29 protein-coding genes and 1 riboswitch are annotated in these 26786 nt (G+C 48.4%); of the genes, 26 read left to right on the top strand and 3 right to left on the bottom strand.

Annotated features, from left to right (window positions below):
• Nucleotides 1–728: 728 nt before the first annotated feature.
• A complete protein-coding gene (locus tag HRU42_RS03705) occupies nucleotides 729–1634 on the bottom strand; it encodes a helix-turn-helix transcriptional regulator (RefSeq protein ID WP_295028998.1) in 906 nt (301 codons plus the stop codon).
• A gap of 72 nt (nucleotides 1635–1706) precedes the next feature.
• Nucleotides 1707–2552 carry a formate dehydrogenase accessory sulfurtransferase FdhD gene (locus HRU42_RS03710; protein WP_295028999.1) on the bottom strand — a complete coding sequence of 282 codons (846 nt, stop codon included), beginning with the start codon at nucleotides 2550–2552 and terminating at the stop codon, nucleotides 1707–1709.
• A 313-nt stretch (nucleotides 2553–2865) separates the two neighbouring features.
• On the opposite strand from HRU42_RS03710, the gene HRU42_RS03715 reads away from it, so the two are divergent.
• The 13 genes from HRU42_RS03715 (at nucleotide 2866) to HRU42_RS03775 (ending at nucleotide 15163) form a co-directional block, all read left to right on the top strand.
• On the top strand, nucleotides 2866–3339 hold the full coding sequence (locus HRU42_RS03715) for a DUF3305 domain-containing protein (RefSeq protein WP_295029000.1): 474 nt from the start codon (nucleotides 2866–2868) through the stop codon (nucleotides 3337–3339).
• On the top strand, nucleotides 3336–3971 hold the full coding sequence (locus HRU42_RS03720; protein WP_295029001.1) for a DUF3306 domain-containing protein: 636 nt from the start codon (nucleotides 3336–3338) through the stop codon (nucleotides 3969–3971). Before HRU42_RS03715 ends, HRU42_RS03720 begins: the two co-directional genes overlap by 4 nt.
• 218 nt (nucleotides 3972–4189) lie before the next feature.
• Nucleotides 4190–5863, top strand: coding sequence for a 4Fe-4S binding protein (locus tag HRU42_RS03725; protein ID WP_295029064.1), 1674 nt, complete (start codon nucleotides 4190–4192; stop codon nucleotides 5861–5863).
• Nucleotides 5864–5873: 10 nt separating this feature from the next.
• The gene (locus HRU42_RS03730; protein WP_295029002.1) at nucleotides 5874–6560 is read left to right on the top strand and encodes a molecular chaperone TorD family protein; all 687 of its coding nucleotides are present in this window, start codon (nucleotides 5874–5876) and stop codon (nucleotides 6558–6560) included.
• A 209-nt stretch (nucleotides 6561–6769) separates the two neighbouring features.
• Nucleotides 6770–6970: a twin-arginine translocation signal domain-containing protein gene (locus tag HRU42_RS03735; RefSeq protein WP_295029003.1), complete on the top strand. Its 201-nt coding sequence runs from the start codon at nucleotides 6770–6772 to the stop codon at nucleotides 6968–6970.
• A gap of 62 nt (nucleotides 6971–7032) precedes the next feature.
• Complete coding sequence (locus tag HRU42_RS03740; RefSeq protein WP_295029004.1) at nucleotides 7033–9882, top strand: formate dehydrogenase subunit alpha; 2850 nt, start codon at nucleotides 7033–7035, stop codon at nucleotides 9880–9882.
• 27 nt (nucleotides 9883–9909) lie between these two features.
• Complete coding sequence (gene fdh3B, locus HRU42_RS03745; protein WP_295029005.1) at nucleotides 9910–10500, top strand: formate dehydrogenase FDH3 subunit beta; 591 nt, start codon at nucleotides 9910–9912, stop codon at nucleotides 10498–10500.
• Nucleotides 10501–10560: 60 nt separating this feature from the next.
• A complete protein-coding gene (locus tag HRU42_RS03750) occupies nucleotides 10561–11568 on the top strand; it encodes a formate dehydrogenase subunit gamma (RefSeq protein WP_295029006.1) in 1008 nt (335 codons plus the stop codon).
• 514 nt (nucleotides 11569–12082) lie between these two features.
• Nucleotides 12083–12643 (top strand): GNAT family protein, encoded by a 561-nt coding sequence (locus HRU42_RS03755; protein WP_295029007.1) that lies wholly within the window; start codon nucleotides 12083–12085, stop codon nucleotides 12641–12643.
• 53 nt (nucleotides 12644–12696) lie between these two features.
• On the top strand, nucleotides 12697–12840 hold the full coding sequence (locus HRU42_RS03760; protein WP_295029008.1) for a hypothetical protein: 144 nt from the start codon (nucleotides 12697–12699) through the stop codon (nucleotides 12838–12840).
• A 96-nt stretch (nucleotides 12841–12936) separates the two neighbouring features.
• Nucleotides 12937–13773, top strand: coding sequence for a PfkB family carbohydrate kinase (locus tag HRU42_RS03765; protein ID WP_295029009.1), 837 nt, complete (start codon nucleotides 12937–12939; stop codon nucleotides 13771–13773).
• A 243-nt stretch (nucleotides 13774–14016) separates the two neighbouring features.
• Nucleotides 14017–14709, top strand: coding sequence for an MOSC domain-containing protein (locus HRU42_RS03770; RefSeq protein WP_295029010.1), 693 nt, complete (start codon nucleotides 14017–14019; stop codon nucleotides 14707–14709).
• A gap of 127 nt (nucleotides 14710–14836) precedes the next feature.
• Nucleotides 14837–15163 (top strand): DUF4870 domain-containing protein, encoded by a 327-nt coding sequence (locus HRU42_RS03775; protein ID WP_295029065.1) that lies wholly within the window; start codon nucleotides 14837–14839, stop codon nucleotides 15161–15163.
• A gap of 337 nt (nucleotides 15164–15500) precedes the next feature.
• Here HRU42_RS03775 and HRU42_RS03780 read toward each other — a convergent pair whose 3' ends face one another.
• The gene (locus tag HRU42_RS03780) at nucleotides 15501–17150 is read right to left on the bottom strand and encodes an electron transfer flavoprotein-ubiquinone oxidoreductase (protein WP_295029011.1); all 1650 of its coding nucleotides are present in this window, start codon (nucleotides 17148–17150) and stop codon (nucleotides 15501–15503) included.
• A 223-nt stretch (nucleotides 17151–17373) separates the two neighbouring features.
• Nucleotides 17374–17507, top strand: a riboswitch (molybdenum cofactor riboswitch).
• Here HRU42_RS03780 and moaA point away from each other — a divergent pair.
• From moaA to HRU42_RS03845, 13 genes are all read left to right on the top strand, one after another.
• Nucleotides 17495–18475 (top strand): GTP 3',8-cyclase MoaA, encoded by a 981-nt coding sequence (moaA, locus tag HRU42_RS03785; protein WP_295029012.1) that lies wholly within the window; start codon nucleotides 17495–17497, stop codon nucleotides 18473–18475. It overlaps the preceding riboswitch by 13 nt.
• A 192-nt stretch (nucleotides 18476–18667) precedes the next feature.
• Nucleotides 18668–19144, top strand: a complete 477-nt coding sequence (moaC, locus tag HRU42_RS03790; RefSeq protein WP_295029013.1) for a cyclic pyranopterin monophosphate synthase MoaC — start codon at nucleotides 18668–18670, stop codon at nucleotides 19142–19144.
• A 28-nt stretch (nucleotides 19145–19172) separates the two neighbouring features.
• Nucleotides 19173–19424, top strand: a complete 252-nt coding sequence (gene moaD, locus HRU42_RS03795; RefSeq protein WP_295029014.1) for a molybdopterin synthase sulfur carrier subunit — start codon at nucleotides 19173–19175, stop codon at nucleotides 19422–19424.
• Between the two features lies 1 nt (nucleotide 19425).
• Nucleotides 19426–19893 (top strand): molybdopterin synthase catalytic subunit MoaE, encoded by a 468-nt coding sequence (moaE, locus tag HRU42_RS03800; RefSeq protein WP_295029015.1) that lies wholly within the window; start codon nucleotides 19426–19428, stop codon nucleotides 19891–19893.
• 59 nt (nucleotides 19894–19952) lie between these two features.
• On the top strand, nucleotides 19953–20801 hold the full coding sequence (gene modA, locus HRU42_RS03805; protein ID WP_295029016.1) for a molybdate ABC transporter substrate-binding protein: 849 nt from the start codon (nucleotides 19953–19955) through the stop codon (nucleotides 20799–20801).
• A 3-nt stretch (nucleotides 20802–20804) separates the two neighbouring features.
• On the top strand, nucleotides 20805–21485 hold the full coding sequence (gene modB, locus HRU42_RS03810; protein ID WP_295029017.1) for a molybdate ABC transporter permease subunit: 681 nt from the start codon (nucleotides 20805–20807) through the stop codon (nucleotides 21483–21485).
• 19 nt (nucleotides 21486–21504) lie between these two features.
• Nucleotides 21505–22614, top strand: coding sequence for an ABC transporter ATP-binding protein (locus HRU42_RS03815; protein ID WP_295029066.1), 1110 nt, complete (start codon nucleotides 21505–21507; stop codon nucleotides 22612–22614).
• 127 nt (nucleotides 22615–22741) lie between these two features.
• Nucleotides 22742–23089: a NirD/YgiW/YdeI family stress tolerance protein gene (locus tag HRU42_RS03820; RefSeq protein WP_295029018.1), complete on the top strand. Its 348-nt coding sequence runs from the start codon at nucleotides 22742–22744 to the stop codon at nucleotides 23087–23089.
• 202 nt (nucleotides 23090–23291) lie between these two features.
• Nucleotides 23292–23828 carry a hypothetical protein gene (locus HRU42_RS03825; RefSeq protein ID WP_295029019.1) on the top strand — a complete coding sequence of 179 codons (537 nt, stop codon included), beginning with the start codon at nucleotides 23292–23294 and terminating at the stop codon, nucleotides 23826–23828.
• Nucleotides 23829–23837: 9 nt separating this feature from the next.
• Complete coding sequence (locus HRU42_RS03830; RefSeq protein WP_295029020.1) at nucleotides 23838–24515, top strand: response regulator transcription factor; 678 nt, start codon at nucleotides 23838–23840, stop codon at nucleotides 24513–24515.
• Between the two features lie 49 nt (nucleotides 24516–24564).
• The gene (locus tag HRU42_RS03835; RefSeq protein WP_295029067.1) at nucleotides 24565–25821 is read left to right on the top strand and encodes a HAMP domain-containing sensor histidine kinase; all 1257 of its coding nucleotides are present in this window, start codon (nucleotides 24565–24567) and stop codon (nucleotides 25819–25821) included.
• A 94-nt stretch (nucleotides 25822–25915) separates the two neighbouring features.
• Nucleotides 25916–26590 (top strand): TIGR01621 family pseudouridine synthase, encoded by a 675-nt coding sequence (locus tag HRU42_RS03840; RefSeq protein WP_295029021.1) that lies wholly within the window; start codon nucleotides 25916–25918, stop codon nucleotides 26588–26590.
• 16 nt (nucleotides 26591–26606) lie between these two features.
• Nucleotides 26607–26771 carry a YqaE/Pmp3 family membrane protein gene (locus HRU42_RS03845; protein WP_295029022.1) on the top strand — a complete coding sequence of 55 codons (165 nt, stop codon included), beginning with the start codon at nucleotides 26607–26609 and terminating at the stop codon, nucleotides 26769–26771.
• Nucleotides 26772–26786 lie beyond the last annotated feature (15 nt).

Raw genomic sequence — 26786 nt, forward strand, 5'->3', positions numbered from 1 at the left:
CAGCTAACGAGTGACTATGGTAACTCCACAAGCACATGGCTACGCCATTTCACCGTCTCGCAGAAGTATCTGCATATAAGGTCGTTCTTAGGCATCCAGCCTCCACGACATTGGTGCATCCCTGCACTGCACCGCCGCAGGCTATAGATAACCATGAAGGGTCGACCTTCAAAAAATATCTCAATACTAACTTATCCCAAAGCTAAACCAAGAAATCCAAATCGAAGAAACACACTGCTTACTCTTTTGCTTGTAAGAGCAGGTGTAGATGCGGCTGCGAGCTTCCAAAACAGGGTGAGGTATCACGAAGTTATACTCTCCGAACGAGAGGCTGGGATGCCGAACTGGCCGTTAAACATGGACGTTGTTTGATTTGGCAGAGCCTACAGGGACTGTACTCGCGGCGCCTCGTAGAAGTATCTGCATAAAGGCACACTGCAAGTGATAAGTAACCATGAAGGGGCGACCTTCAAAGCACTAGTCAATACCAACTCTGCCCAAAGCTAAAGCAGAAAATGTGATCAGCCTTGATTCGAAGGCTAGTCAAAAGGGCTGGGTTCCCGCCCACAAGCATTGCGGGAAAGACAAGTATTGAATGACGGGAATGACGGGAATGACGGGAATGACGAGTATTGCAGTGTTATCCAATAGAGGCTCAATCAAACAATTAACCTTGCTAAATACCCATTCAGCTATGGGCATCTTAAAGCGATTAAGCGAAAATCTCCTTAACTGGGATTCCACAGTAACTTGCCGCAGTCAGTCAAATCATACCCACCCAGCGAGGCGGCCAGTTGACGTGTCTGGGAGCTGGATATCATGTCGAACAGATGCTGTAACTGGCGTCTGAAGTAGATCCCCTGTGGCATGACGAAGTCGAATGATTCGGTGATCAGCGGTACGAAGCTTAGGCCGCTTTCCATGGCGACGGACTGACAGCCGAAGCCTATGTCGGCATCGCCGCGGGCAATGAAACCAGCGAGTTCTCGCTCACTGTAGGCGGTGACATTGGCATTGATATGGCTCAGGGCGGCGCCTTGCTTCATGAGCCAATGTTCCAGGTGTTGCTGGCTACCCGCACCGGCTTGTCTGTCTACCCAGCGCCAAGGGAGGGAGATTATCTGGTCTTCTTGCTGACATCTATGATGCATCTCGGTACGCATCATCAGGCCTTGCTGGCGTGTGTAGCCGTGGACCATCACCCACTGCTGGTGGTTCGGGTAGCCCTTTAACAGCGCCGGGTGACGGATATTGCGTTCATCTACGCTTCCCCAGTGCAAGGTGCACACATCGGCGTAGCCGCGGGATAGTAAGTCCAGGCCCAGGCGTGAGCCGGTGGAGCTGTAGCTGATGAGATCGCTCTTGCCTATCTTGGTCATCAAGCGAGAGACCAGCATAGACAGAAGTGGGTCATCACTGCCCGTAATATGCATCCTGTCCGACAGCATACCGCTATGGCATGAATCCATCACCCAGCGATCGATCAAGATCTTAGGGAAGAGCCACTTACCGGTTACCTTAGTCGCGGGAAGAATGCGATCGTTCGCCATCGCATAGACCTTTTTTTCATTCAGACTCAGGTATTCGGCGACCTGTTTGGCGCTCATATAGACGAGTTTACTCGGCTCTGTCATTACTCGTTTCCATTTAGTGTGTACTTTGGCTGCTTCATGCAGCCAAGAATTTAAAACGTCCCTGGTTTAAATTTACTTTTTCGAGGGGCGCTTAGGTGGTATGGCGTCGAATTCTATGTTGTCGGCACCATTGTAGATAAGGAAGTGTTTTCCCTTGGCCCTGGCTATCATGGTTATTCCCATCTGTTGCGCCAGCTCTAGTCCCATCTGAGTCGCACCGCTACGTGACAGGAGTATGGGTATGCCCATCTTGGCGACTTTTATCACCATTTCAGAGGTCAGGCGTCCCGTGGTGTAGAAGAGTTTGTCTTCACCTGGGGTCTCTTTTAACCACATCTCACCGGCTAAGGTATCTACCGCGTTATGGCGGCCCACATCTTCGACGAAATCGACGATCTGGTCGTCGAGGCACAGGCCACAACCGTGTACCGCACCGGCATTCTTATAGGTTTCGTTGTATTCGCCGATATTCTTTAGCAGGCTATAGATCATGCTCTGCTTAATCCGGCGTTGTGGCAGATTTATCTCATCTAAGCCATCCATAAAGCCACCATATACGGTTCCCTGGCCACAGCCCGAGGTGACCGTTTTTTCCGCGAGCTTCTCTTCTAAGTCTTGGGTGCTTTCCTTGGTGATGATGACCGCCGAGCTGACCTCCCAATCGACGATAATCGATTCCAGTTGCTCTAGGTCTGAGATAAAACCTTGGTTCTTCAGGTAGCCTAAGGCCAGCGATTCTGGCCTAGCCCCTAAGGTCATCAAGGTCACAATCGGTCGCCAGTTAAGATAAACGGTGAGGGGGCGTTCGCAGGCGATATGCTTGTCTACCTGCTCACCGTTTTCGTCGATAGCCTTAACAGCAATGGTTAACGGCACATCAGTCGCTGTTTTTATCAAGGTTGGATAGTGCTTGCTCAAGGTTCATCACTCATCATTGGAAATTGGCTAATTCAGCATAGCAATTATTGTACCCAGACGTTGAATCCTTGAGTTAATGCGTGATCTCTCTCATTACACTTGGTTAAAGTGCCCATTAATGTCCTATAAAACATGGCTGCTAGGACAAATTGTCCTACTCTTAATATGGAATTGATGATCTAGCGCCACTTTCCTTCATTAAATTCATGGCACACATATTGCTTGGGAGTGGATGTAGTAGAAGATATTAACCTCATTATCGGGCCGGGTGTTATCTGAATGATAAACCCGTTACAAGTAAGGTGAAGACTGAATGCAACATACCCAAAGCCAATGGCCCATGCACGTTTCTCTGAAGAGAATCGAAAAATTAGTCGGGCGCTGGACCTCAGTGACCTGGGAGTTAGCGGAGATATTACCAGCCACTCATGACGCCCCTGAGAATTCACACCTTATCCAGCTTGAGTTACATAAAGATGAGCGCGGTAGCTACCGTATTAATTTGGATATGGACAACACCATGTTGTACATAGTCTGCGACGAACTCGAGGATGGTACCTGGATCCCCACTATGCTCTCCGCTGACCAAAATGTCGCAGCTGGGTGTCTCGAAGGTGATACTCCTGTGTTGAATCTTCCCATGCCACAAGCTATCGCGTGTTGGATGGAAGCCTTCATTACCCGACATGGTGAAGTTGAGATATCAGCTCATCGTCGTAAGCATGTTAATCGCCGTAAAAATCAAGGTCCGAGTACCAATCACTTCAGTGAGCAGGGCAGGCGATGAGCGATAAACCAAGCGGATTATTCACACGCTGGACTCAACGTCGTCAGCAAGTCGAAGAGGAAAGGTTGGCTGAAGAAGTTGCCATTGCAACTGAGCAAGAAGCTTTAGCCGACGAAGTTCTGCTAGATCAAGAGTCTGAGCAAGCTTTAGATCAAGAGGCAGACGATGAAGCCAAGGTGCTCACGGCCGAAGACCTTCCCGATCCAGAAAAAATTGAAGTCGGTGGCAGCTTTGCCAGTTTTATGGGAGCAAATGTCGATCCCACGGCTAAGGCTGCCGCGTTAAAAGCGTTATGGAAGCAGCCTCAATATAACGAGATCGATGGTTTGCTCGAGTATGCCTTAGATTACACCAACCAGCCTAAGCTGAGTGCGGAGCAGTCGGCAGAAATTGCCAAGAAGATTTTCCGCTATGTGACCAAGAAAGAGGATGAAGTCGAAGCGCAAGAGCTTGCTCAAGAAGCTGAAGACCAGGCTACAACAGAGAGTGTTGATGAAAGCACGACTGCTTCCTCTAGTGATAACACTCATTTAGACAGTGAAGCACCTGAGGACATTTTGAACATCGAGCGTGATGACTTGCCCCAAAATGCACCAGATTCTGATGGTGAAACAAAGGAAAGGGTCGTTTAACGTCATTTTACATAAGTTTAATAACTACAGTTTTGGTATGTGAATTGCTACTAACTTTTAGCAGCAAGAGAAAGAGCTTAGCAAGAATCGGCATGAAACCTTGGCCCTGATGAAGCCAAAGTGTTGAACAATGAAACGCTAACCCAAGAGTGATAAGAGTCTAGCGATCGGCCGATGGCAACAGCCAAACTGTTCAGGAACGCAACGTGAGCATAAATTTGAATAATGATACCCAAGTTGAACTCCAAGGGGTTCGGCAGCAAGTGTTGGCGAATACTCAGGTCATTCAAAACCTGATCCCACCAACCGTCAGCTATACCACCGAGGGCAATGTGCTCGTTATTGGGCCGGAAGATCTGGCTCGCTTAGCGGCAGCTCGATTGTCTAATATGGGCAAGATTGCCATTTTGGCCAATGAATCGATTACCAGCCAAGATGAAGACCATCTCGAGAGGGTGATGTCGGCCGCAGAAGATGTCGAGAGCTTCTATAACAAGCTTATCGAGATCAAAGGTTTCCTCGGACAGTTTCAGGTTAAAGTCGAATCTGGCAATGAGCAAGATGCTAGCGCGACTGACTTGAGTCTGGCGGCTATTCGTAAGGCGCACTTCGATCTTATCTTAGACTTGAGCCAGTCTCCCTGTATCAACTTAGAAATGTTACCACCTGGCTATTTTTACGTGGGTCAGGACCAGGCTAAATTAGACGATGCCGTTAACCAGCTTCCAGAGCTGATTGGTGAGTTCGATAAGCCGCGCTACGTTAAGGTGAACAGCGAGATCTGTGCCCACAACCGTAATGGCATAGAGGGGTGTAATCGTTGTCTGAACTTTTGTCCTGCCGATGCCATCCAAAGCATAAACAAGATGATTGAGATAGACCCTTATCTCTGTCACGGTGCCGGTAGTTGTACAAATGCCTGCCCAACCGGTGCGATTAGCTACGACCTGCCAACACCACATGCCCTGCACTCTTATCTGCATAAACTGGTCACTCGTTTCAGCGACCAGGCTCAAGTCGCTCCGGTGATCTTGTTTCATGATGAAGCCAATGGTGCAGCACTGATAGGTGATGACTTACCTGGCGATATCATTCCGGTTGCCATGGAAGAAATCACCGTTGCCAGCATAGATCATTGGATGTCGTCTCTGGCTTGGGGTGCGCGTCAGATTTTAGTGCTCAATACTGCTGCCACCGCGCCGACCTTGACCCAGATGCTCAAGGGTGAACTTCAGCTGGCGAACGATATTCTTAATGAGATAGGTCAGCCGCCACGCATATCTCTTATCGATGAGTCAGACATAGCCGGTCTTGCCGACTTGATAACCTGTGGATCAGAGTGGCCAGTGACCCCTGTGGGCGAGTTCACCGCAACGACTAAACGTAATACCTTATATGCGGCGATAGATCATCTCAATGAGCAAGCCGCTGCTGTAAAGAGCTGTTTGACGCAAACCAACCTTCCTTACGGCATCGTCAGCGTAGACACAGATAGCTGCACCTTATGTCTGTCTTGTGTATCGACCTGTCCGACACAAGCCTTGACCGATGGTGGTGATAAGCCAGCATTGAACTTCCTCGAGCAAGATTGTGTGCAATGTGGCTTATGTGAGAAAGCCTGTCCTGAGAATGCCATCAGCCTGACTTCGCAGATGAACTTAGATAAACAAACGCGTCAAACCAGTACGACCTTGAAAGAAGAGGACCCCTTCGAATGCATTAGCTGTGGCGTTCCATTTGCTACTAAGTCGATGATCAAGCGTATGCAAGAAGTGATCGGCGGCCACAGTGCTTTCAGTGCCAACACAGAACGTTTGCAGATGTGTAGTGACTGCCGTGTGAAAGATATGTTTGCCGACCTCATTCAAGACCCAGAAAAGCAACTGCGATAAGAGTGTAGCCATGACCGAATTAGTAAGAGAAGTATCAGAAAACGATCAGTTAAGAGCCGACATCTATCAGCTATTAGCCGCGCTGCTACGCAGCCAGCCGAGTGCAGAGCTATTGCAGTTCCTTGCTAACCTCGAGCTGGACGATGATGATCCTAGTGAGATGACCAAGGCTTGGTCAGCGCTTAAGTTAGCCGCGGATCAATTCACCAGTGATCAGCTAGAGGAAGAATATTTCAATATCTTCTATGGCGTAGGTAGCGGTGAAATTATGCCTTATGCCAGTTGGTTTCTGACAGGGTCCCTGATGGACACGCCACTAGCCGTGTTACGTCAGGATTTGATTCAGCTTGGTTTCGAGCGCGAAGAAAACGTCAAAGAGCCGGAAGATCATGTTGCAGCTCTGTGTGAGGTGATGGGGGTTTTATTGCTTGAAGCCCCAGGCTATCGCCAACTGGGTTTCTATCAGCGCCATATCGGCAGCTGGATTGAGGGTTTCTGCACCTCATTAGCGGCAACGCCAAGCGCGGCCTTCTATGCCACCGTGGCTCAGTTAGCTAAGTCATTTTTCGAGATAGAAGCCAATGAGTTTGAGCAGTTACAGCTGAATATTCCGCTGAACTGCCCTGGCTCTGAGGCCGAAGAATCAGCAGCCACAGGTGTCAGCATCGAACCTAGCAAGCGAGAGCTAGCCTCGTAAACTGCGCACTTGTTGGCTAGCCGAATCATGACCGTCAGCTCGGGTGTCAATGTAGCGGGCTGACAGTCAAGAAAACCGAAGGGCAACCTTCAACAAGAGTCGGGTCATTATACCACTCCGAGTAAATATCTGATCAGTTCAGATACTTATATGGAATGGTATTACAGGTGACCCAAGGTTAAACATCAAATGGAAATCCAGGAGAGACTATGAAGAAGCAAGCTTCCGGCATGGGTCGTCGCCAACTGTTAAAAGCCTTAGCAGTAGGCAGCGCGGCTGGTGCAGTAGCCACTGTCAGTGGCCAAGCTCTTGCTGCATCACCTGCTGTAGCACCGACTACAGAGAAAGGTGAAGGCTACCAAGAGACTGATCATGTTCGCAGTTATTACGCATCTTTGCGTACCAAGTAACAGTAGATTTTTGATCTGATAAGTAAATATTTATATTAAATCAATAGGATTAGGAGTGTGTGATGCGACTAACTCGCAAAACAGACCAGGCAACAAGGGCTAGCAAGCCTGCCTTAGGTCTAAACCGTCGTCAGTTCCTTCAGTCTGCAGGTCTTGCAACTGGTGGTATTGCTGCGGCGTCTATGCTTGGCGCAGGTATGATGCGCAAAGCCGAAGCAAAAGAGGTGGCACATGATGCGCCGACCGAAATAAAACGTACCATATGTTCTCACTGTTCTGTGGGTTGTGGTATCTATGCCGAAGTACAAAATGGTGTCTGGACAGGTCAGGAGCCTGCATTCGATCATCCATTTAACGCCGGTGGCCACTGTGCCAAAGGTGCGGCACTGCGTGAGCATGGTCATGGCGAGAAGCGTCTCAAGTATCCAATGAAGCTGGAAGGCGGCAAGTGGAAGAAGATCTCTTGGGATCAAGCCATAGAAGACATCGGTGATAAGGCATTACAGATCCGTAAGGAATCTGGTCCCGATTCAGTATTCTTCATGGGCTCGGCTAAGTTCTCTAATGAACAAGCCTATTTGTACCGTAAATTAGCGGCTATGTGGGGCACCAATAACATAGATCACTCCGCACGAATTTGTCACTCTACCACTGTAGCCGGTGTTGCAAACACTTGGGGCTATGGTGCGCAAACTAACTCTTTCAACGATATTCGTAACGCTAAGGTGATGATGTTCATTGGGTCTAACCCATGTGAAGCGCATCCGGTTGCCATGCAACACATCCTCGAAGGTAAAGAACGCGGTGCGAAAATCATCGTCGTCGACCCAAGATTTAGCCGAACTGCAGCCAAGTCTGATGAATATGTACATATTCGTCCGGGTACCGATATCCCTTATATCTATGGTCTGCTGTGGCATATCTTCGAGAACAAGTGGGAAGATCAGACCTTCATCGATCAACGTGTATACGGCATGGAACGTATTCGCGAGGAAGCGGCTAAGTGGAATCCTGCCGAAGTCGAACTCGTTGCCGGTGTGCCTGAAGTACAGATGCACCGTGTGGCTAAGATGTTGGCTATGACTAAGCCTGGCACTGTCGTCTGGTGTATGGGTGGTACTCAGCATCACATAGGCAACGCCAACACTCGTGCCTACTGTATCCTGCAACTAGCCCTAGGCAACATGGGTGTTGTTGGTGGTGGTACTAACATCTTCCGTGGCCACGATAATGTTCAGGGTGCGACGGATCTCGGTCTGCTGTTCGATACACTTCCTGGCTATTATGGCCTTAAGACAGGTTCATGGAAGCATTGGTGTAACGTGTGGGATCTGGATTACGAGTGGGTTAAGAGCCGCTTCGATCAGAATGAATACTTAGGCCAAGTGCCGATGAATTCCACCGGTATTCCCTGTTCTCGCTGGCATGATGGTGTGCTGGAAGACAAGTCTAAGATCGCTCAGAAAGATAACATACGTATGTCATTCTTCTGGGGCCAGTCGGTAAACACCGAGACCCGTGGACGCGAGGTGCGTGAAGCACTGGATAAGATGGACATGGTCGTGGTTGTCGATCCGTTTCCAACCATGGCGGGTGTGATGAATAATCGTACCGATGGCGTGTATCTGTTGCCAGCCTCGACTCAGTTCGAAACCTACGGTTCAGTTTCTGCCTCTAACCGTTCACTGCAGTGGCGTACAAAGGTTATCGAACCCTTGTTCGAGTCTAAGCCAGATCATGTGATCATGTACAAATTGGCCAAGAAGTGGGGCATAGAGAAAGAGCTATGTAAGCATATTAAGGTCAATGGTGAAGAGCCATTAATCGAAGACATAACGCGTGAATTCAACAAGGGCATGTGGACAATTGGCTACACAGGCCAAAGCCCAGAGCGTTTGAAGATGCATCAGGAAAACTGGGGCACCTTCGATATAAAATCCCTCGAAGCGCCAGGTGGACCGGCTAAGGGTGAGACCTATGGTCTGCCTTGGCCATGTTGGGGCACCCCCGAGATGAAGCACCCTGGTACGCAGATCTTGTATCGTACCGGTCGTGAAGTGAAAGACGGTGGCGGTAATTTCCGTGCCCGTTACGGTGTTGAGCACGAGGGCAATAATATTCTTGCCGAAGGCTCTTACTCTAAAGGCGCCGAGATCCAAGATGGTTACCCAGAATTCACCGCTGACATGCTTAAGCAGCTCGGCTGGTGGGATGACCTGACGGCCGAAGAGAAAATGGCTGCCGAAGGTAAAAACTGGAAGACAGATGTCTCCGGCGGCATCCAGCGTGTGGCGATCAAGCACGGCTGTATTCCTTACGGTAACGCGAAAGCCCGTTGTATCGTGTGGAACTTCCCCGATGATATTCCTCTGCATCGCGAGCCACTCTATACGCCGCGTCGTGATCTGGTCGCTAAGTACCCGACCTATGATGACCGTATGGTTGCTCGTCTTCCTACCCTGTATAAAACCATTCAGGATCAGGATTTTGCTAAAGACTTCCCCATTGCACTGACCACGGGGCGTTTAGTGGAATACGAAGGTGGTGGTGAAGAGACTCGTTCTAACCCTTGGCTCGCCGAGCTTCAGCAAGAGATGTTTATCGAGATCAGTCCGGCGGACGCCGCAGATCGTGGTCTTCGTGACGGTGATGAAGTTTGGGTTCACAGTCCAGAAGGCGCCAAAATCAAAGTTAAGGCCATGGTAACGCCTCGCGTTATCGAGGGTGAGTGCTTCATGCCTTACCACTTTGCTGGGATTATCGAGGGCGAGAGCCTAGAGAAGAAATACCCGCAAGGTACTGTGCCTTACATTATAGGTGAATCGGCTAACACGATAATGACCTATGGCTATGACGTGGTTACTCAGATGCAAGAGACTAAGTCTAGCTTGTGTCAGATCACCAAAGCCTAACTGAACCAGATGAGGAGATAAGCCAATATGGCAGTCATGAAATTTTTGTGTGACACCCAACGCTGCATCGAGTGTAACGGTTGTGTCACAGCGTGTAAGAACGAAAACGATTCCGCTCTCGAGTGGGGAATTCAACGTCGCCGTGTAGTGACCATTAACGATGGTGAGCCAGGTGAGGCATCTATCTCAGTGGCATGTATGCACTGTACCGACGCGCCTTGTCAGGCAGTCTGCCCGGCCGATTGTTTCTACACCACCGAAGACGGCATAGTGCTACATAACAAGGATACTTGTATCGGTTGTGGTTATTGCTTGTATGCCTGTCCATTTGGGGCGCCTCAGTTCCCTAAAAAGACCGCATTCGGTAGCCGTGGCAAGATGGATAAGTGTACCTTCTGTGCCGGTGGCCCGGAAGAGACTCATTCAGATGCAGAGCGTCAGAAGTATGGTGCTAACCGTATTGCCGAAGGTAAGTTGCCCTTGTGTGCCGAACTTTGTTCGACCAAGGCGCTGCTAGCCGGTGATGCCGAGATAGTATCGAGCATCTATAGAGAGCGTGTCGCGGCACGTGGGGTTCCAGGTGAAATTTGGGGTTACACACCTCAGACCAGCGCATAGGGCTGGTTGAACTGTGAGTCTGACTCACATTTCAACCATTAGTCCAATAAAGGAGTGACTATGAATTTTAAATCACTACACAGGTTATTTGCACTGCTGGTTATGCCTCTGATGTTAGCGATTGGCTTAGGTATGAGCGCGACTGCATCTGCAGCCGACGGTCAAACCAGCCAGCAGATGGCCAAGACCAGCGAGGCCGATCTATGGCGTGCGGTTAAGGCCGGTGATTCAGGTTTTACTACGGCTCAAGGCGTCGAAGCGAATGTGCTGATTAATATCGCCGGTAATCAAGGTACGATCATTAAGAATGAGTATCTGACACCTGGAATGGCGGTGGCAGTATTAGGCGTTTTTGGTGCCTTCTTGGTATTTTATTTTGTTAATGGGCCTGCTAAATTAAGTAAGGGCTTCTCTGGCAAGATGGTACTGCGTTGGTCTAAAGCGGATCTGATACTGCACTGGACGATGGCGATCTCGTGTTTAATCTTGATCTTAACCGGTCTTATCATCATGTTAGGTAAGCATTTTTTGCAGCCATATGTGAGCGATGGAATATGGGCCGCGGTGATCTTGGCTGGTAAGACGATACACGATTGGGTGAGTCCTATCTTTATGGCCGCTTGGATTGTAGCCATAGTGAAATGGATGCCGATGCAGACCTTTAAGATGTACGATCTTAAATGGTTTCTGGTGGTTGGTGGTTACATCAACTTCGGTCCGTTCAAGGGCAAGCACCCTGATAGTGGCTTCGCCAACGCCGGTGAGAAGATGTGGTTCTGGACACTGGCCATATTCGGTCTGTTCATCTGTGTGTCTGGCATCATGTTGATCCTGCCTGGTCTTGAGCTTCCTCGCGAAGCCTCTATGGCGGCATTACTGATACATGCAGCCAGCGCGATCATCATCATCGCCTTTACTATCGTGCATATATGGATGGCGACAGTATTGAGTGAAGGCGGCATCGATTGCATGAAGTCTGGTTACTGTGATGAGAACTGGGCTGTGCAGCACCACAATCTTTGGTACGATGAGATCAAAGAAAACGGCACGTTAGAATATAAAGATTAAGCCTTAGCTACTAGGCGTAAGTGATAAGCCTTAAAAGAGCAAGCGCCTCGACTGGTTACAGTCGGGGCGTTTTTATTTTGTTTCTAGCACTGACCCGCGCCTTTATATATTAGAAAGTGTTTTGACCTGCTTTTCAAGATGAACCAACTCTAAGCGGATCTGCTTGATGAAAGGGTCATCATATTGGAGCCGGTCGAACTCATTGAGGCAGGCACGATAGCGTCTGATGTTATTTTTCTGGTTTTTACTGCCCTGATTTCTTAGCTGTCTCTGACATGGATTTCAGAGGCTTCTCACATTAGGGTTGGCTAATTAAGGTCCTTGCTAATGTATATATGATGGTTTTATATCGATTGGTATTAGTCTGTGAAAAGTGCTGGGAACTGTTGAAAATATCTTATTTTCAGGTAGTTTGGCATGTACTAATGATGCCAAACTTTGGCGAGACTCCCAAGGGGAGTGATTATCAGTGATGATTAATCGCTTTCCGGTAAATATTTTGGAGATGATAAATATGAATATTCTATTTCAGACTGAACGTATTATCTGTCGTGAGTTTGAGTTAAATGATCTGCAATCTTTTGCCCGCTACAGAGCCTTGCCCGATGTGGCTAAGTATCAGAGCTGGAGTGAATACAGCTATCAGGATGCCTTGTCTCTGTTCGATAAAATGCAAAGGGTGCCATTTGGTGAGGTAGGCCACTGGTTTCAGTTGGCAATCACTACAAAAAGCCCTCAAAATATTGATGGAAGTCAGCTGTTGGGCGATCTTGCGGTCCATTTTATCGATGATAAGCAGATAGAGATAGGCTTTACCTTTGCGCCGGATTTTCAGGGACAAGGGTTTGCATCCGAAGCCGTACTCGGTCTGCTCACATACCTGTTTACTCAGCTGAAGTCCCATAGAGTCATAGCGACTACCGATACCGAAAATGTCCCATCTTGGTTGCTGTTAGAGAGGGTAGGCTTTAGACGAGAAGCGCATTTTATCGAGAATGTATTTTTTAAGGGGGCTTGGGGCAGTGAATTTCAATATGCCATGCTAGCTCAAGAATGGAAATCCCTTGTTGGTTAATGCCTATGCCTGGGCGAGTGGTTAATTGATTAGTCTTACAATAAGTCGCAGCAGTGGATGGTTTTATCCGATTAAGACTCATCTCAGGTCTGGCATCCGGGCCGAGACAGGCCGTGGTGAAAGGTCTGCCTCATAGCCGCTATGGCGTTCATATTCACCTGAGTGGTGAGAGTGAAGGCATCTATATTGTTAAGTAAATCATGTTCTATAACCTAAGTTGATTTAATCACAGTTGGCTAGAGCGGAAAAATCCCTTACCATCATTTTATGACATCTCTATTGCGAATCTGCTAATGGCCAATATTCTTCTGATTGCTAACTTGAACTGTGACCGTATCCTGCAGCTGGATAAACCTCTGCAGACTGGCGGGCGTTTTCATTATCAAGATGGGGGGCAAAGGCTGGGAGGAGGAGGTGCCAATACAGGGTTAGGATTAGTCTGGGCACGCCATAGAGTGGCCCTAGTTAGTCAGGTGGGACGAGATAAAATTGGCGATTGGTTACTGGCGGAGGCGAGTACTCAAGGCATCGAATGTCATCTTATCCAGAGACACGATGAGACCAGCAATGAGATGTTATTGGTGATGACGCCGGACGGCGAGCGAACCATCATCAGACCCCAGAGACCCATTTTCGAATTAGCCGCCCCACCGGTATGGTCCCAATGGGATGCGGTGTATTTTAACTCATCGGCCGAAGGTGTGGTGAGTTGGGCTAAAACGGCCTTGAACCATAGCTTAGTCTTTGCCCAGTTGGCGAAAGATGACAGGCCCAGGCCTTGTCATATCTTGATCGCCTCTAAGACAGATATGGCAGAGCGAAGTGACCTATTTCCCTGGCAATATGGCTTGAGCATAGCTGGCGACGCCCTAAAATATTTTATCGTTACCGACGGTGGTGATGGGGCAATACTTTATTCAGCAAATGACAGCACGCATGTTGCAGCGTTCACCGCTCACGTTGTCGATACTACAGGAGCAGGTGATGCCTATGCAGCGGGCCTTATTCATGGCATGACAACTGGACTCACCATCCTAGATGCCATGAAAGAGGGAGCTCAGTGGGCGGCATTTGCCGTGGCGACGCAAAGCTCAATCCCTGGAGAAGCACTGAAGGCATACCTTGAATAGAGAAAACTTGAATGTGAGCTCTGTTTTCCTAGCATCTAGCATCTAGATCCTAGGAGCTTGGCATAAATATCTTATCCCTGCGCCATCGGCCTGTGACCTTGTGGTTATATCCTCAGGACAAAGAGTGTGGCAGGTATCGTGTGGTGTTATCTCAGTAGCTTGTTACAGCAATATGTCGATAGCCTCTGGTTCAGATTTGTATTAGCCTACTGAACTTACTATTGGATATAAAGGATCACTTGGATGTCGGCAACATTGCTGGTTAAACGTTTGTCTGGCCTCTATCTGGGAGAAGAGGCTAGCGATGCCACGGGGGTCTTCAGTGGCATATCCCATAAAACATCTTCAGCCTCGCTACGGGTCGAAATCGATCGTGTCATAGGTGATGCTCAGGCCGACTCTAAGCATCATGGCGGCCTAGACAGGGTGCTGCATCATTTCCCCCGGGAGCATTATGGCCAGTATCGTCGCTGGGACATGATGGCAGGTTTTAAAGATGCACCAGCCATGGGCGAGAACATCAGTACCGTGGGGCTGGATGAGACTCAGATCAATATCGGTGACATCATATCCATAGGTGACGTCGAGCTGCAGGTGACTCAGCCGAGATCGCCCTGCTTCAAGTTAAATAGCCAATTTGGTCATAAAGAATTTGCCCTAGCCATGCAGAGTAGTGGTTTGTGTGGCTGGTTTTATCGTGTCGTTAAAGTTGGCGAAATCACCCAAGATGCCAGTGTCTATTTGAAAGAGCGCCGCACGGATATCAGTGTGCGAGATGCGATGAAAATCTATTTTGCTACCGCATTCGATGCCCAGAGCTATGATCGTCTGGCCAGTTGTGAAGGTCTTGCCGCTTCTTGGGTTAATAGCTTACATAGGCGATTAGACAAGCAAAAAATTGAAAGTTGGCAGATGCGCCTCATGGGCCCAGAGTAAGGCTAGCGTAAATAATTAGACTCATTATGTTAGTCAGAAACGTGTTGTTAATGTGATACTTCAAGGAGAGAGACGAGTGACAGAGCAAACAGAAGCAGTACAAGGGCTCAGCAGAGATGATATGAACATGGGTATCTTGGTGCAGGTGGCCAGTTTTGCCGGTTACTTGATTCCCTTCGGTAGCGTGATCGGGCCGCTCATTGTTTGGCTGATGAAGCGTGATGAGATCCCGTTTGTCGATGAATGTGGCCGTAACTGTTTGAACTTTAAGATCAGTATGATCATCTGGGTGATGATAAGTTGTGTGTTGATGTTTGTCGGTATAGGTTTCATCCTGATTGGACTGCTGGCGATAGTGGATATCGTGCTGACGATTATCGCTGCCATGAAGGCCAGTGAAGGGATCAGTTATAAATATCCCTTGTCGATCACCTTCATAAAGCCACGAGTCTAGGCGATTTAAAAGCCTAGTTCCTAGGTTATAGAGCTTGGGAACTAGGGGTTTTTATACCTTAAACCCTGCCACTAGAGTATCTAATCGGCTCGCTGGTTTCCCTAACCTCGATAATAGATGCCAGAATCTTGCTGATGAAGCTGTTGAAACCTATGGCTTATTGAGCTAGCGACTAAGACTGCCAGAGAGATGAGTATGATAGAGATTATTAGGCTCCAGATCAGGATTTGATAGGCAGACTCTTCGATTAGAGTTGTTTTGTAGTGTATGAGTTTCTTGTCTTATTTGTAAGATATGAAGGCGCGCAGTTAAATTTACGCGCCTTTTTGTTATGGCCTTACATGTTAGGGTAGTTAGGGCCTCCGCCGCCCTCGGGGGTAACCCAGGTGATATTTTGACTCGGATCCTTAATATCACAGGTCTTGCAATGAATGCAGTTTTGTCCGTTGATGACGAACTTGCTTTCACCTTTCTCCTCGACGATCTCATAGACGCCGGCGGGGCAGTAACGCTGGGCAGGCTCGTTGTATTTCACCAGGTTGATGTCTACAGGAATCCGCTCATCTTTGAGACGAAGATGGCACAGCTGATCTTCCTCATGGAAGGTATTAGACAGGTAAACCGATGACAGCTTATCGAAGCTGAGTTTTCCATCTGGCTTAGGGTAATCTATCTTCTTATAGGCACCAACTTCTGCCATCTGTGCGTAGTCGGCTTGCTCATCTCTTAAGGTAATAGGGAACTTGCCGCCAAACCAGTTTTGGTCGATAAAGTTAAACGCTCCCCCTAGATAAGTACCAAACTTGTGCATAGCAGGACCGAAGTTGCGTGAACTGTATAGTTCTGCCTGCAGCCAACTCTTGTCGAAGCGTTCGTTATAGCAATCGAGATCTTTACCGCCTTCGACGCCTGCTTGTAAAGCATGGGCTATGGTCTCGGCCGCTAGCATGCCGCTCTTCATTGCCGTGTGGGTGCCCTTAATCTTGGCGAAGTTCAGGGTTCCAGCATTACAGCCTATGATGAATCCACCGGGGAAGGTCATCTTAGGCAGTGAATTTAACCCGCCCTTAGTGATGGCTCTGGCACCATAACTGATGCGCTCACCGCCTTGCAGATACTTGGCTATCACGGGATGTTTCTTATAACGCTGAAACTCATCGAAAGGACTCAGGTGTGGATTTTTATAGTTGAGGTCAACGATCAGGCCCACGGCAATTTGGTTATCCTCTAAATGATAGAGGAAGCCACCGCCAGATGCGCCTTCGGTAAGGGGCCAGCCACCGGTATGAACCACCTTGCCTAGCTCATGTTGTTCACTGGGTACCGTCCAGATCTCCTTGAAGCCCAGTCCGTAGTGCTGGGGAGTCTTACCGTTATCCAGATGATACTTTTTGATCAATTGCTTACCTAAGTGGCCATGGCAACCTTCGCTGAATATGGTGTATTTAGCGTGTAGCTCCATGCCAGGCTCATAACTGTCTTTTGGTTTGCCATCGGCGCCGACGCCCATGTCGCCAATGATGATGCCTTTGACACTGTTGTCTTCATTGAATAGGAGTTCACTGGCGGGGAAGCCTGGAAATATCTCGACGCCTAACTCTTCGGCGCGTTCGGCTAGCCAGCGGGAGAGGTTGCCGACACTAATAATGTAGTTGCCATCGTTGTGCATGGTTTTAGGTACGAGAGAGTTAGGCATCAGGCGAGCGTGCTGATCTGAACTCAGCATGTAGATTTCGTCGTCAGTGACCTGAGTGTGGAGTGGCGCGCCTTTTTCCTTCCAGTCACTGAATAGTTCCCCAAGTACCTTGGGCTCAAATACGGCTCCTGAAAGAATATGAGCACCGACTTCGGAGCCTTTCTCAACCACACAAACAGTAAGCTCGTTGCCACTGTCCTGGGATATCTGCATCAGTCGACATGCAGTTGCTAAACCGGCCGGGCCAGCTCCAACAATGACGACATCGAATTCCATCGATTCGCGTTCCATCACTTCACCTCTAGGTCACTTTTCCCCGTTAAACGGGTGTTTTAATCGTTAACTCCACCTTACATTAAATTCATGTAATGGCACAGGGAATAAACAGTGATCTTAGTCTAGCTGAATATAATAACTGGTGTGAGCACTGTCACAGAATGTTAACGCTCGGTTGATCCTGAGCAATAAATACACTTTTAAACTAGGGGATGAAGCTAAAAAAGCCTATAATTATGCACTGACGGTTCTCCGAGCTTCTTGTCCTACGTCATCAGATACGGACGCTAAGCCGTGGCAATAACGCCACCGGGGTGTGAAAAGAAATGATCACACCTCCCCAACTTGGAAAGGTGATCATGTCTCAACTACAAGACAAATTTGGTCGAAGGTTTCACTATTTGCGACTGTCGGTGACCGACGTTTGCAATTTCAAATGCACATATTGCCTCCCCGATGGCTACCGCCCCGACGGTCGTGCTCAGTTTCTTGGACTCAATGAAATAGAAAATCTGGTTGGCGCATTCTCTGAAGTCGGCACGCAAAAGATCCGCATCACAGGTGGCGAGCCCACCATGCGTAAAGACTTCACCGATATCATTCGCCTGGTTGCCGATAACGACAAGATAAAGACAATCGCAACCACAACCAATGGCTATCGATTGGAAAAGAATGCCAAAGACTGGTATGGCGCCGGTTTAAGACGCATCAATGTGTCGATGGACAGCTTAGACCCCCGCATGTTTTATCAGATCACGGGTCAAAATAAGTTTGATGAAGTGATGCGAGGTGTCGATGCCGCTCTCGAAGCTGGGTTCGAACGGGTAAAAATCAATGCGGTATTACTCAAGGGATTAAACGATAAAGATCTGCCAAGGTTTCTGAATTGGATTAAGAACACGCCCATAGATCTGCGTTTCATCGAATTGATGGAGACAGGTTTAGGCCGTGATTATTTCAAGGCGCATCATCTTGCCGGATCCGATATCAGAACCACCTTGGTTGAAGATGGCTGGAGCTTAGACACACCGGCAGTAGATGATGGCCCCGCGCAAAATTTCAGTCGTGACGACCATAAGGGGCGCATAGGCTTGATCATGCCCTACGATAAGCACTTCTGCGCCAGCTGTAATCGTTTGAGAGTATCGGCAAAAGGTAAGCTGCACCTGTGCCTGTTTACCGAAAATGGTGTCGATCTTAGAGATCTATTACAGCATCAAGATCAAAGGGCTGAGCTGGTCGAGCGACTCCATGGTCAGCTAGCCGCGAAAAAGGAGACGCATTTCCTTCACGATGGTATTACCGGTGTGACTCAACACTTAGCCTCCATAGGTGGCTAATCCTCTGTTGTAGCCTAGTTGGAGCATTAGCTGACGTATCATGTCCGGTAATACTCAGTGTCAGGCCGCAGATATAATGTCTAGATTCATTTTTAAGTGATTATCAAAGAATCGTCATATGCAGGCATGGAATGGTATTCATTCTGTGATGCATATGAAAAGTAATTGCCGAATAAATTAAGGTTAAATCTAATGAGCAGTGAATTTACCCATATCAATGCCGATGGCAATGCCCATATGGTTGATGTGACAGATAAAGCGGTCACTGAAAGAGAAGCGAGAGCCGAGGCCTATATAGAGATGGCGCCCGAGACGCTTGAGATGATCATGAGTGGCAGTCACCACAAGGGTGATGTGTTCGCCACGGCGCGGATTGCAGGCATTCAGGCGGCGAAGAAGACAGCGGATCTTATTCCGCTTTGCCATCCGCTGATGTTGACTAAGGTGGAAGTTGAACTCGAGGCTCAGCCCGAATTTAGCCGGGTACGCATTACTAGTCTTTGCAAGTTATCGGGTAAAACCGGTGTCGAGATGGAAGCCTTAACGGCGGTGTCTGTGGCGGCGCTGACCATCTATGATATGTGCAAAGCAGTACAGAAAGATATGGTGATATCTCAGACTCGTTTGCTAGAAAAGCGTGGCGGTAAGTCGGGTCATTTTAAGGTTTAAGTCACTCAGTTTTGAAGGTATATTAAAGATGATAAACGTACTTTTTTTTGCTCAGGTTCGTGAGCTATTAGGTCAGAGTACACTTGCCGTTGCAGCCAGTGAGTCGACTGTGACTGCCGAAGGCCTGCGCGCACAGCTTGCCGCAACAGATGATAAATGGGCCAAAGTATTAGCCGCAGATAAGTTATTGGTCGCGGTCAATCAGACTATCAGCAGCTGGGACACGCCAGTTGAAGATGGCGATGAGGTTGCCTTCTTTCCTCCTGTGACTGGAGGTTAACGTGGCCACCGAGTTAAATGCAGTCAGGGTTCAGAGCGAAGATTTTAGTGTGCCCGATGAATATGCGCTGATCGCAGGTGATAATAGCGATGGCGCCGTAGTGACGTTTGTCGGTAAGGTGCGTGACTTTAACGATGGCAGCGCGGTGACCGACCTGACTTTAGAGCACTATCCTGGCATGACCGAAGCTGTGCTTAATCAACTAGCTCTGGAGGCTCGTGAGCGTTGGCCGCTGAATAATGTCAGCATCATTCACCGCGTCGGCACTATGGCTTTGGGTGAGCAGATAGTCTTTATTGGTGTCACCAGTACGCACCGAAAAGCGGCGTTTGCCGCCTGCGAATTCCTTATCGATTTCCTCAAGACTAGGGCGCCTTTCTGGAAGCTTGAGGCGGGCGACAAGGGCGCAAACTGGGTCGAGGCTAAAGATGCTGACGATCAAGCTGCCAAAATGTGGGAAAAACAGTAGCTTGAAGGATAAAGAGTCATTTGGCCCTCGCTTGTAGTCAACCAAAGTAAGGAAAGGCAATGCAGCACTGGTTTAAGCTAGTATCGGTATGTGTGGTGTTGGTGTCTAGTCTGGTATCTGTACCAGCCTGGAGTGACGATGTCCCGCCGATAGCTGCGGCATCGAATATCAAGTTTGCCCTCGATGAAATTGCTAACCAGTTTACCCAAGATACGGGTCGTAGGGTCAATGTTTCCTACGGTTCTTCGGGCAATTTCGTTGCCCAGATCCGCCACGGTGCCCCTTTCCAATTATTCCTCTCTGCCGATGAGAAGTATATTCATCAGCTACAGAAGTACGATGCCAGCTTAGGTGAAGGCGCACTCTATGCGGTGGGGCGACTCGCTATCGCCGCACCTAAATATTCTCCACTGGAACTCGATCCTGAATTAGCGGGATTAAAATCCCTACTAAAAGCCGGTAAGTTGCAGAGATTTGCCATCGCAAATCCAGATCATGCTCCCTATGGCGAGCGTGCCCGAGAAGTTCTCCAGGAGCTAGGGCTATGGGACAGCCTTGAGTCTAAGCTTATCTACGGGGAAAATGTCTCCCAGGCGGCACAGTTTACCGTGAGTGGCTCGACTCAAGGGGGGCTTATCGCCTTGTCTCTGGCCATCGCGCCGCAGTTTCAGGCCATGGGACACTATAGCCTTATCCCCGAAGAGCTGCACACACCCCTTACTCAGCGCATGATATTGACCAAGAAGGCGGGAGCCACCGCGAAAGCATTTTATCAGTATCTTCAGTCCGACAGTGCCCGACAGATATTCAGTGATTTTGGATTCGGTTTGCCAGTTGTGGATACATCAGAGCCTGCTAAATCTAAGTCAGTTGCATCAGCACAGTTTCAACCAGAGACAGGTAACTAGTCTATGGATTGGCAAGCCCTCTGGTTATCGATAAAGCTAAGCTGCGTTACCGTTATCATCTTGATCCCCTTTGCTATCTTGGCGAGTCGTTTTCTGGCTTATCATAACTTCACCGGTAAATCTTGGGTCGAAGCCTTGATCATGGTGCCCCTGGTGTTGCCACCGACTGTGATAGGTTATTACCTGCTGGTGGGCTTGGGCAGCCAGTCCTGGCTTGGGCGTTTCCTGGAGCAGGTGTTAGGTCAACAACTGGTATTCCATTTTTCTGGTCTGGTGGTTGCCTCGATCATAGTCAATATTCCCTTCGCCATTCAGCCTATCCAACGCGCCTTCGAATCAGTCCCCCAAGAGGTTCGAGATGCCGCGGCCTGTTGTGGCATGAGCCCCTTAAAAATACTGTTTAAAATTGAACTGCCTCTGGTGTGGCCAGGAGTATTAACGGCACTGGTGCTGTGTTTCTCCCATGTCTTGGGTGAATTTGGTGTGGTCTTGATGATGGGCGGAAATATTGCCGGCGAGACTAAGACGGTGGCTATCTCTATTTACGACAGTGTGCAGGCATTCGACTTTGCCAGCGCCGGGCAGATGTCCTTAGTGCTGCTATTATTTGCCATCACAGTGCTTGCGCTGACGACTAGCATGTCGAGAAGGTTAGGGAGAGCGCATGGCTCAAGACAGGGTTGATCTCCATGAGGGAGGATAAATAGTGCAAGATATAGCCGACCTTTACTGTCGTATCAAGCAAGAGAAGCATATCAAGCTAGATGCCGAGTTTACCTGTAAGGCGGGTGAAATGTTGGCGGTAGTGGGCCCTTCCGGCGGCGGCAAGTCTACCTTACTACGTATGATTGCCGGCCTCAATAAGCCTGAATCGGGTGAGATACATTATGGAGACCGAGTCTGGTATGACAGTGATAAGAAGCTAAGTCTATCCCCACAGCAGCGTCATTTAGGCTATGTGCCTCAGCATTTTGGTCTGTTTCCTAATTTAACCGCCATGGAAAATGTGGTGGCTGCACTGGACCATATTCCCAAGTCAGAACGTAAGCCCAGGGCTAAAAAGTGGCTCGAACGGGTGAATTTGCATGGTTTGCCGGATCGGTTACCAGCCAATCTATCGGGTGGTCAGCGCCAGAGGGTGGCACTGGCGAGGGCGCTTGCCCGTGAACCTTCGGTATTATTACTCGATGAACCTTTCTCTGCAGTCGATAGGGAAACCCGTGAACGCCTCTATTTAGAGCTAGCCAGATTAAAAGAACAGCTGGCTATTCCTGTGATCATGGTGACTCACGATCTTAACGAGGCTCTGTTGTTGGCGGATAAGATGATCCTCATCAGTCAGGGAAAGATGCTGCAACAAGGTCGGCCCCATGATGTATTAGTGCGTCCTCACAACGAAGCCGTGGCCAAGCAGATGGGGCTACGTAATATCTTCGATGCCTATGTGATTGCCCAGGAGGAACAGCGACAGATCACCTGGCTTAAATTTGGTGAGCACCTGATTGCTAGCACCTATTTCGAACATCTGGATATCGGCACTAAGGTGCGCTGGGTCATTCCCAATCAGGGGGTAAGATTCAATTCGATCAAGCAAGGCCGCCTGTGTAAAAGCTTCAATAAGTTGGATATCACCATAGAGTCTATGTTGACCATGGGGGAGAGTGTCAGGATCATCGCCAGTGTGAGAGGAGTTCGCCACCAGCTCAACGCCGAGGTGCCTCTTTATCTGGCGCAGAAACTTAAGTTGGCTAAAGGCGTAGAAACGACGGTGGCACTCAAGTCTGAACTCATTCATATCTTAGAGCCAGCTTAGGGCCTGTCTTTCATAAAAGCTAACCAGGTTCTAGCGGCTATCTTTATGATCAAACATTAATCTTGATTCCATCTGGGCTTTATAGTCATGGGCCTAAAATTAACCTTAACTAAAAGGGGCTCAAGTCATGTATAAGCAATTTACTGGTTCAATTATTTTATCCTGTGTACTCACCTTACCTGCATTTGCGGCATACAATGCCCCAGGCGTTAGTACCCAGGCAAAAAATGCTGCCGATGCCAGAAAGGCTAAAGATGACACTCCAGTGGTACTGACGGGGCATCTGATAAAGAATTTGGGTGATGCAAATTACCTGTTTCGCGATAACTCGGGTGAAGTCGAAGTCGAGATAGATAATGCTCTCTGGCGTGAAATCGAGGTCTCTAGTGACACCACAGTCACCTTGAAAGGCGAGGTCGATGATGATTGGCAAGGTATTGAAATTGAGATTGATAGCATAGAAATAGTGGCGTAATAACAGATGGTGCTCGGTCAATTCTTTGCTTAAGTGCTGTCGAGTTGATTGTTATTGAGCTTATTTTTTGAATCATAGCCGCTTCAATATATGCAGCAGATAGCAAATTTTCCTAGGTGAATCATCGACTAGGGAGAATGAATTAACTGTTCTTGATTTAATACGATAAGATAGCGATATCGTAGATTTTACTGGAGGAGCCATGGCTCGTTGGTTAGTTGGTTTAGTGCTCATTTCATCATCAGGTTTTTCGGCAGCAGCTTGGGCCGAAGCGTCGATTATTGAACTACTTTCCGATGAGGGAAACCTCACTCCACAGGCTTTCTTATTACAAGTTGAGCAAGATTATCCCGGCATCATCTCAGAGTTTGAGATAGATGTGGTCAATGGTGAGCTGATCTATGAGCTGAGTATGATAGATACCAGCGCCGAGACCATCACCGAATTTGAATTCAGGGCTAAGGACGGGCAGCTGGTGACACAGGAAGTCGCAAGGTTAGAAGCCGACGATCGTGACGAACTCATCGCCGTTCACTTGATGGAAGATAAATCACTGACTTTTTATACCTTGGTGGTTACGGCCATGCAAGACCAGCAAGCATTTATACTCGAAGCACAACTGGATCATGACCTAGGCATCAGTTATCTAGAGCTGAAACTGATCAATGTCGATGGCAAGAGTACATTAGCCTTCGATATTAAGACGCTACGCCCCCTACCTCTGCTTAAATGGAACTAAGTTATTACCATGAAAATTTTACTCGTTGAAGATGATACGACCACAATCGAATATGTGGTTAAAGGATTTATTGAGCAGGGGCACAACATAGAAACGGCCAGTGATGGCCATCAAGGTCTGCTGCTTGCCACTAGCATGACCTATGATCTGGTGATCTTGGACCGCATGTTGCCCCAGCTCGATGGACTCAAACTACTGGCTGCCTTAAGGGCGACAGGGAGCCAGACTCCAGTGTTAATCCTGTCTGCTCTCAGTCATGTGGACGAGAGAGTCAAAGGGTTACGTGCCGGCGGCGATGATTACATGACTAAGCCATTTGCCTTCTCAGAGCTATTGGTGCGGGCCGAGAAGTTAATGCAGCGAGGCTTATCTCAGCCAACCGAGACCAAATTATCCGTAGGCAACTTGGTGATGGAGTTGCTAACCCGTAAGGTGACGCTAGATGGTAGTGAGCTTATGTTACAGCCCAAGGAGTTCCAGCTACTCAAGTACTTGATGGAGCACCCAAACCAGGTGGTCAGCCGTACTTTACTGTTTGAAGCAGTATGGGATTATCACTTCGATCCCCGCACCAATGTTATCGATGTTCACATCGCTAAGCTCAGACGTAAGTTTGAAGAACTGGGCTTCGGTGAATTGATCGAGACTGTCAGAGGTGCCGGCTATCGCCTCCGTGAAGGGCATTAAGCCATATCAGAGCAGTGCATGGCGCATTACCATTATTTTTTCGGCTCTTGTGACTCTGATTATCGGTACCTTGCTGTTTGGCATGTACCGCCAATTAATGAATGAGCAGGAGTTGCAAACAGATCAACATCTGGCGTCAGAAAAAGCCCGTTATCAGCAGATGGCAATGACGCTAGACCGCAGAAGTTTCGGCATTCAAGTCAAGACTGCCGATCCCAATACCGCCTTAGTGGTATGGCGTAACTCATTCGATCTCGTGGGGGCATTAAGCTTCATTCCCGACGATATGCCAATGTTGCCTCAGACCCGTGAATTTCCCATACTGACCGGTGGCCCGGATAAGTTACATATTTTGACCGGTGGCCTGGTGATGACTCGCTATGGACCGGTATTGATTGCGACTCGAACAGACCAATTAGGGACTCTGATTGAGCGTTTCATCAATGTGGCCATCACGGCCTTGATGTTGGCAATTGTGCTTACTTTGGCGCTAGGCTATCTGTTTTCTAAGGCTATTTTACGTAGGTTAGTGCAATACAACCGATTGAGTCGCTTGATTGAGAAAGGCGAGTACTCTACACGACTCCCCGTGAGTTGGCGCCAAGATGAGTTCGATATGTTGGCAGTGAAATTCAACGGTGTACTCGATACTCTGGAGAATAATCTGACCGCAGTTCGAGGCGCAACTGACAACATAGCTCACGATCTCAGGACGCCGCTTTCTCATCTTAGGATCGGTTTGGAACAACTTCCGGACAAGACCTCACAGGAGCTACCCGAAGCCTGTGCCATCTTGACCGAAGAGCTAGATCACTGTCTGGCAACCTTCGATGCCATGCTGTCGCTGACACGGATAGAAGAGGGCCAGCAGACGTTGGAACTACAAGATCTGAGTATCAAGGATATGTGTGAAGACCTATTCGAGATGGCTGAGGCGATGGCCGAATTGAATCAACAGACGCTATTACTCTCGACGGGTGAAGATATTAAGGTGACGGGGGACAAGTATCTGCTGTTTCAGGCACTATTTAATCTGGTGGATAACGCGATCAAGTATGCTGGTGATGGTGCGACCATAGAGATAGTGCAAACGGGTAGAGAGATCCAGATCCGTGATAATGGCCCCGGAATTCCCAGTGAGGCAAAAGACAGGGTATTCGAACGTTTAGTGCGGCTTGATCCGAGTCGACATAATAAGGGGACGGGTTTAGGTCTGTCATTGGTGAAAGCGATACTCGTCAGACATAATGCCAAGGTGACGCTCAGCGATAACCAGCCTGGTCTAGTGGTCAGGATTAACTTTTAAGTGTCAACCGTGTGACAGCTACAAGCCGCTTGAGTCTGGTTGGTTTAGTTGTAAGTTGGTTATAGATAATGGAAACAATAATGGGTGCTAGTCAATGTATCAAATAGTCGCCGAAGAAGACGATTTCTTAGTTATCGCTAAGTCTGCTAATGTTCATTTTCATAGCCAAGATGGCTCTGCCGGGGTGATGGCAAGATTGGAGCAAGATCTGGCTATCAAGCTCTACTCTGTGCATAGGTTGGATAGCCTGACTTCGGGATTACTCCTGTTCGCTAAGAGCAGTCGCGCCGCGGCTGAGTTCACCGAGTTATTTACCCAGCATAAGGTACAAAAATACTATGTTGCCTTAGCTAAAGGCAAGCCGAAGAAGAAACAGGGTTGGGTGATTGGCGATATGGCCAAATCCAGGCGTAGCATGTACAAGCTGTTGCGCACCACAGAAAATCCGGCGTTAACGCAATTCTTCTCACAATCCGTGGCCGAAGGTTTACGCTTGTATCTGCTAAAGCCTCTAAGCGGTAAAACTCACCAGCTTAGAGTCGCCTTGGCAAGCATAGGAGTCCCTATCTTAGGGGATAAGCTTTATGGCGGTGCTGAATCAGATAGAGGTTATCTACATGCCTTCTGTTTACGTTTTATCTTTCGCGGTAAGGACTATAGATACTTGAGTTACCCATCCCAAGGAGAGACATTTACCGCTGCGGATACCATAAAGCAGTTGCAAATATGGTCAGATCCTGAGACGTTAGCTTGGCCTAAACGAAAATGATAAGGGAGAATATTTCATGGCTACAAATAAACTACTACTCATTGTAATTGCGATTTTATTGCCACCGGTTGCGGTATTTTTAAAGTCGGGTATGGGTAAGGATCTGCTTATCAACATCATCTTATGCATACTCTTCTACATTCCTGGCATACTGCATGCGTTATGGGTCGTGACCAAGTAGTTATACCATTCCGAG

This window comes from Shewanella sp., from assembly GCF_013214165.1.
In the GTDB taxonomy this organism is placed as follows: Bacteria; Pseudomonadota; Gammaproteobacteria; order Enterobacterales; family Shewanellaceae; genus Shewanella.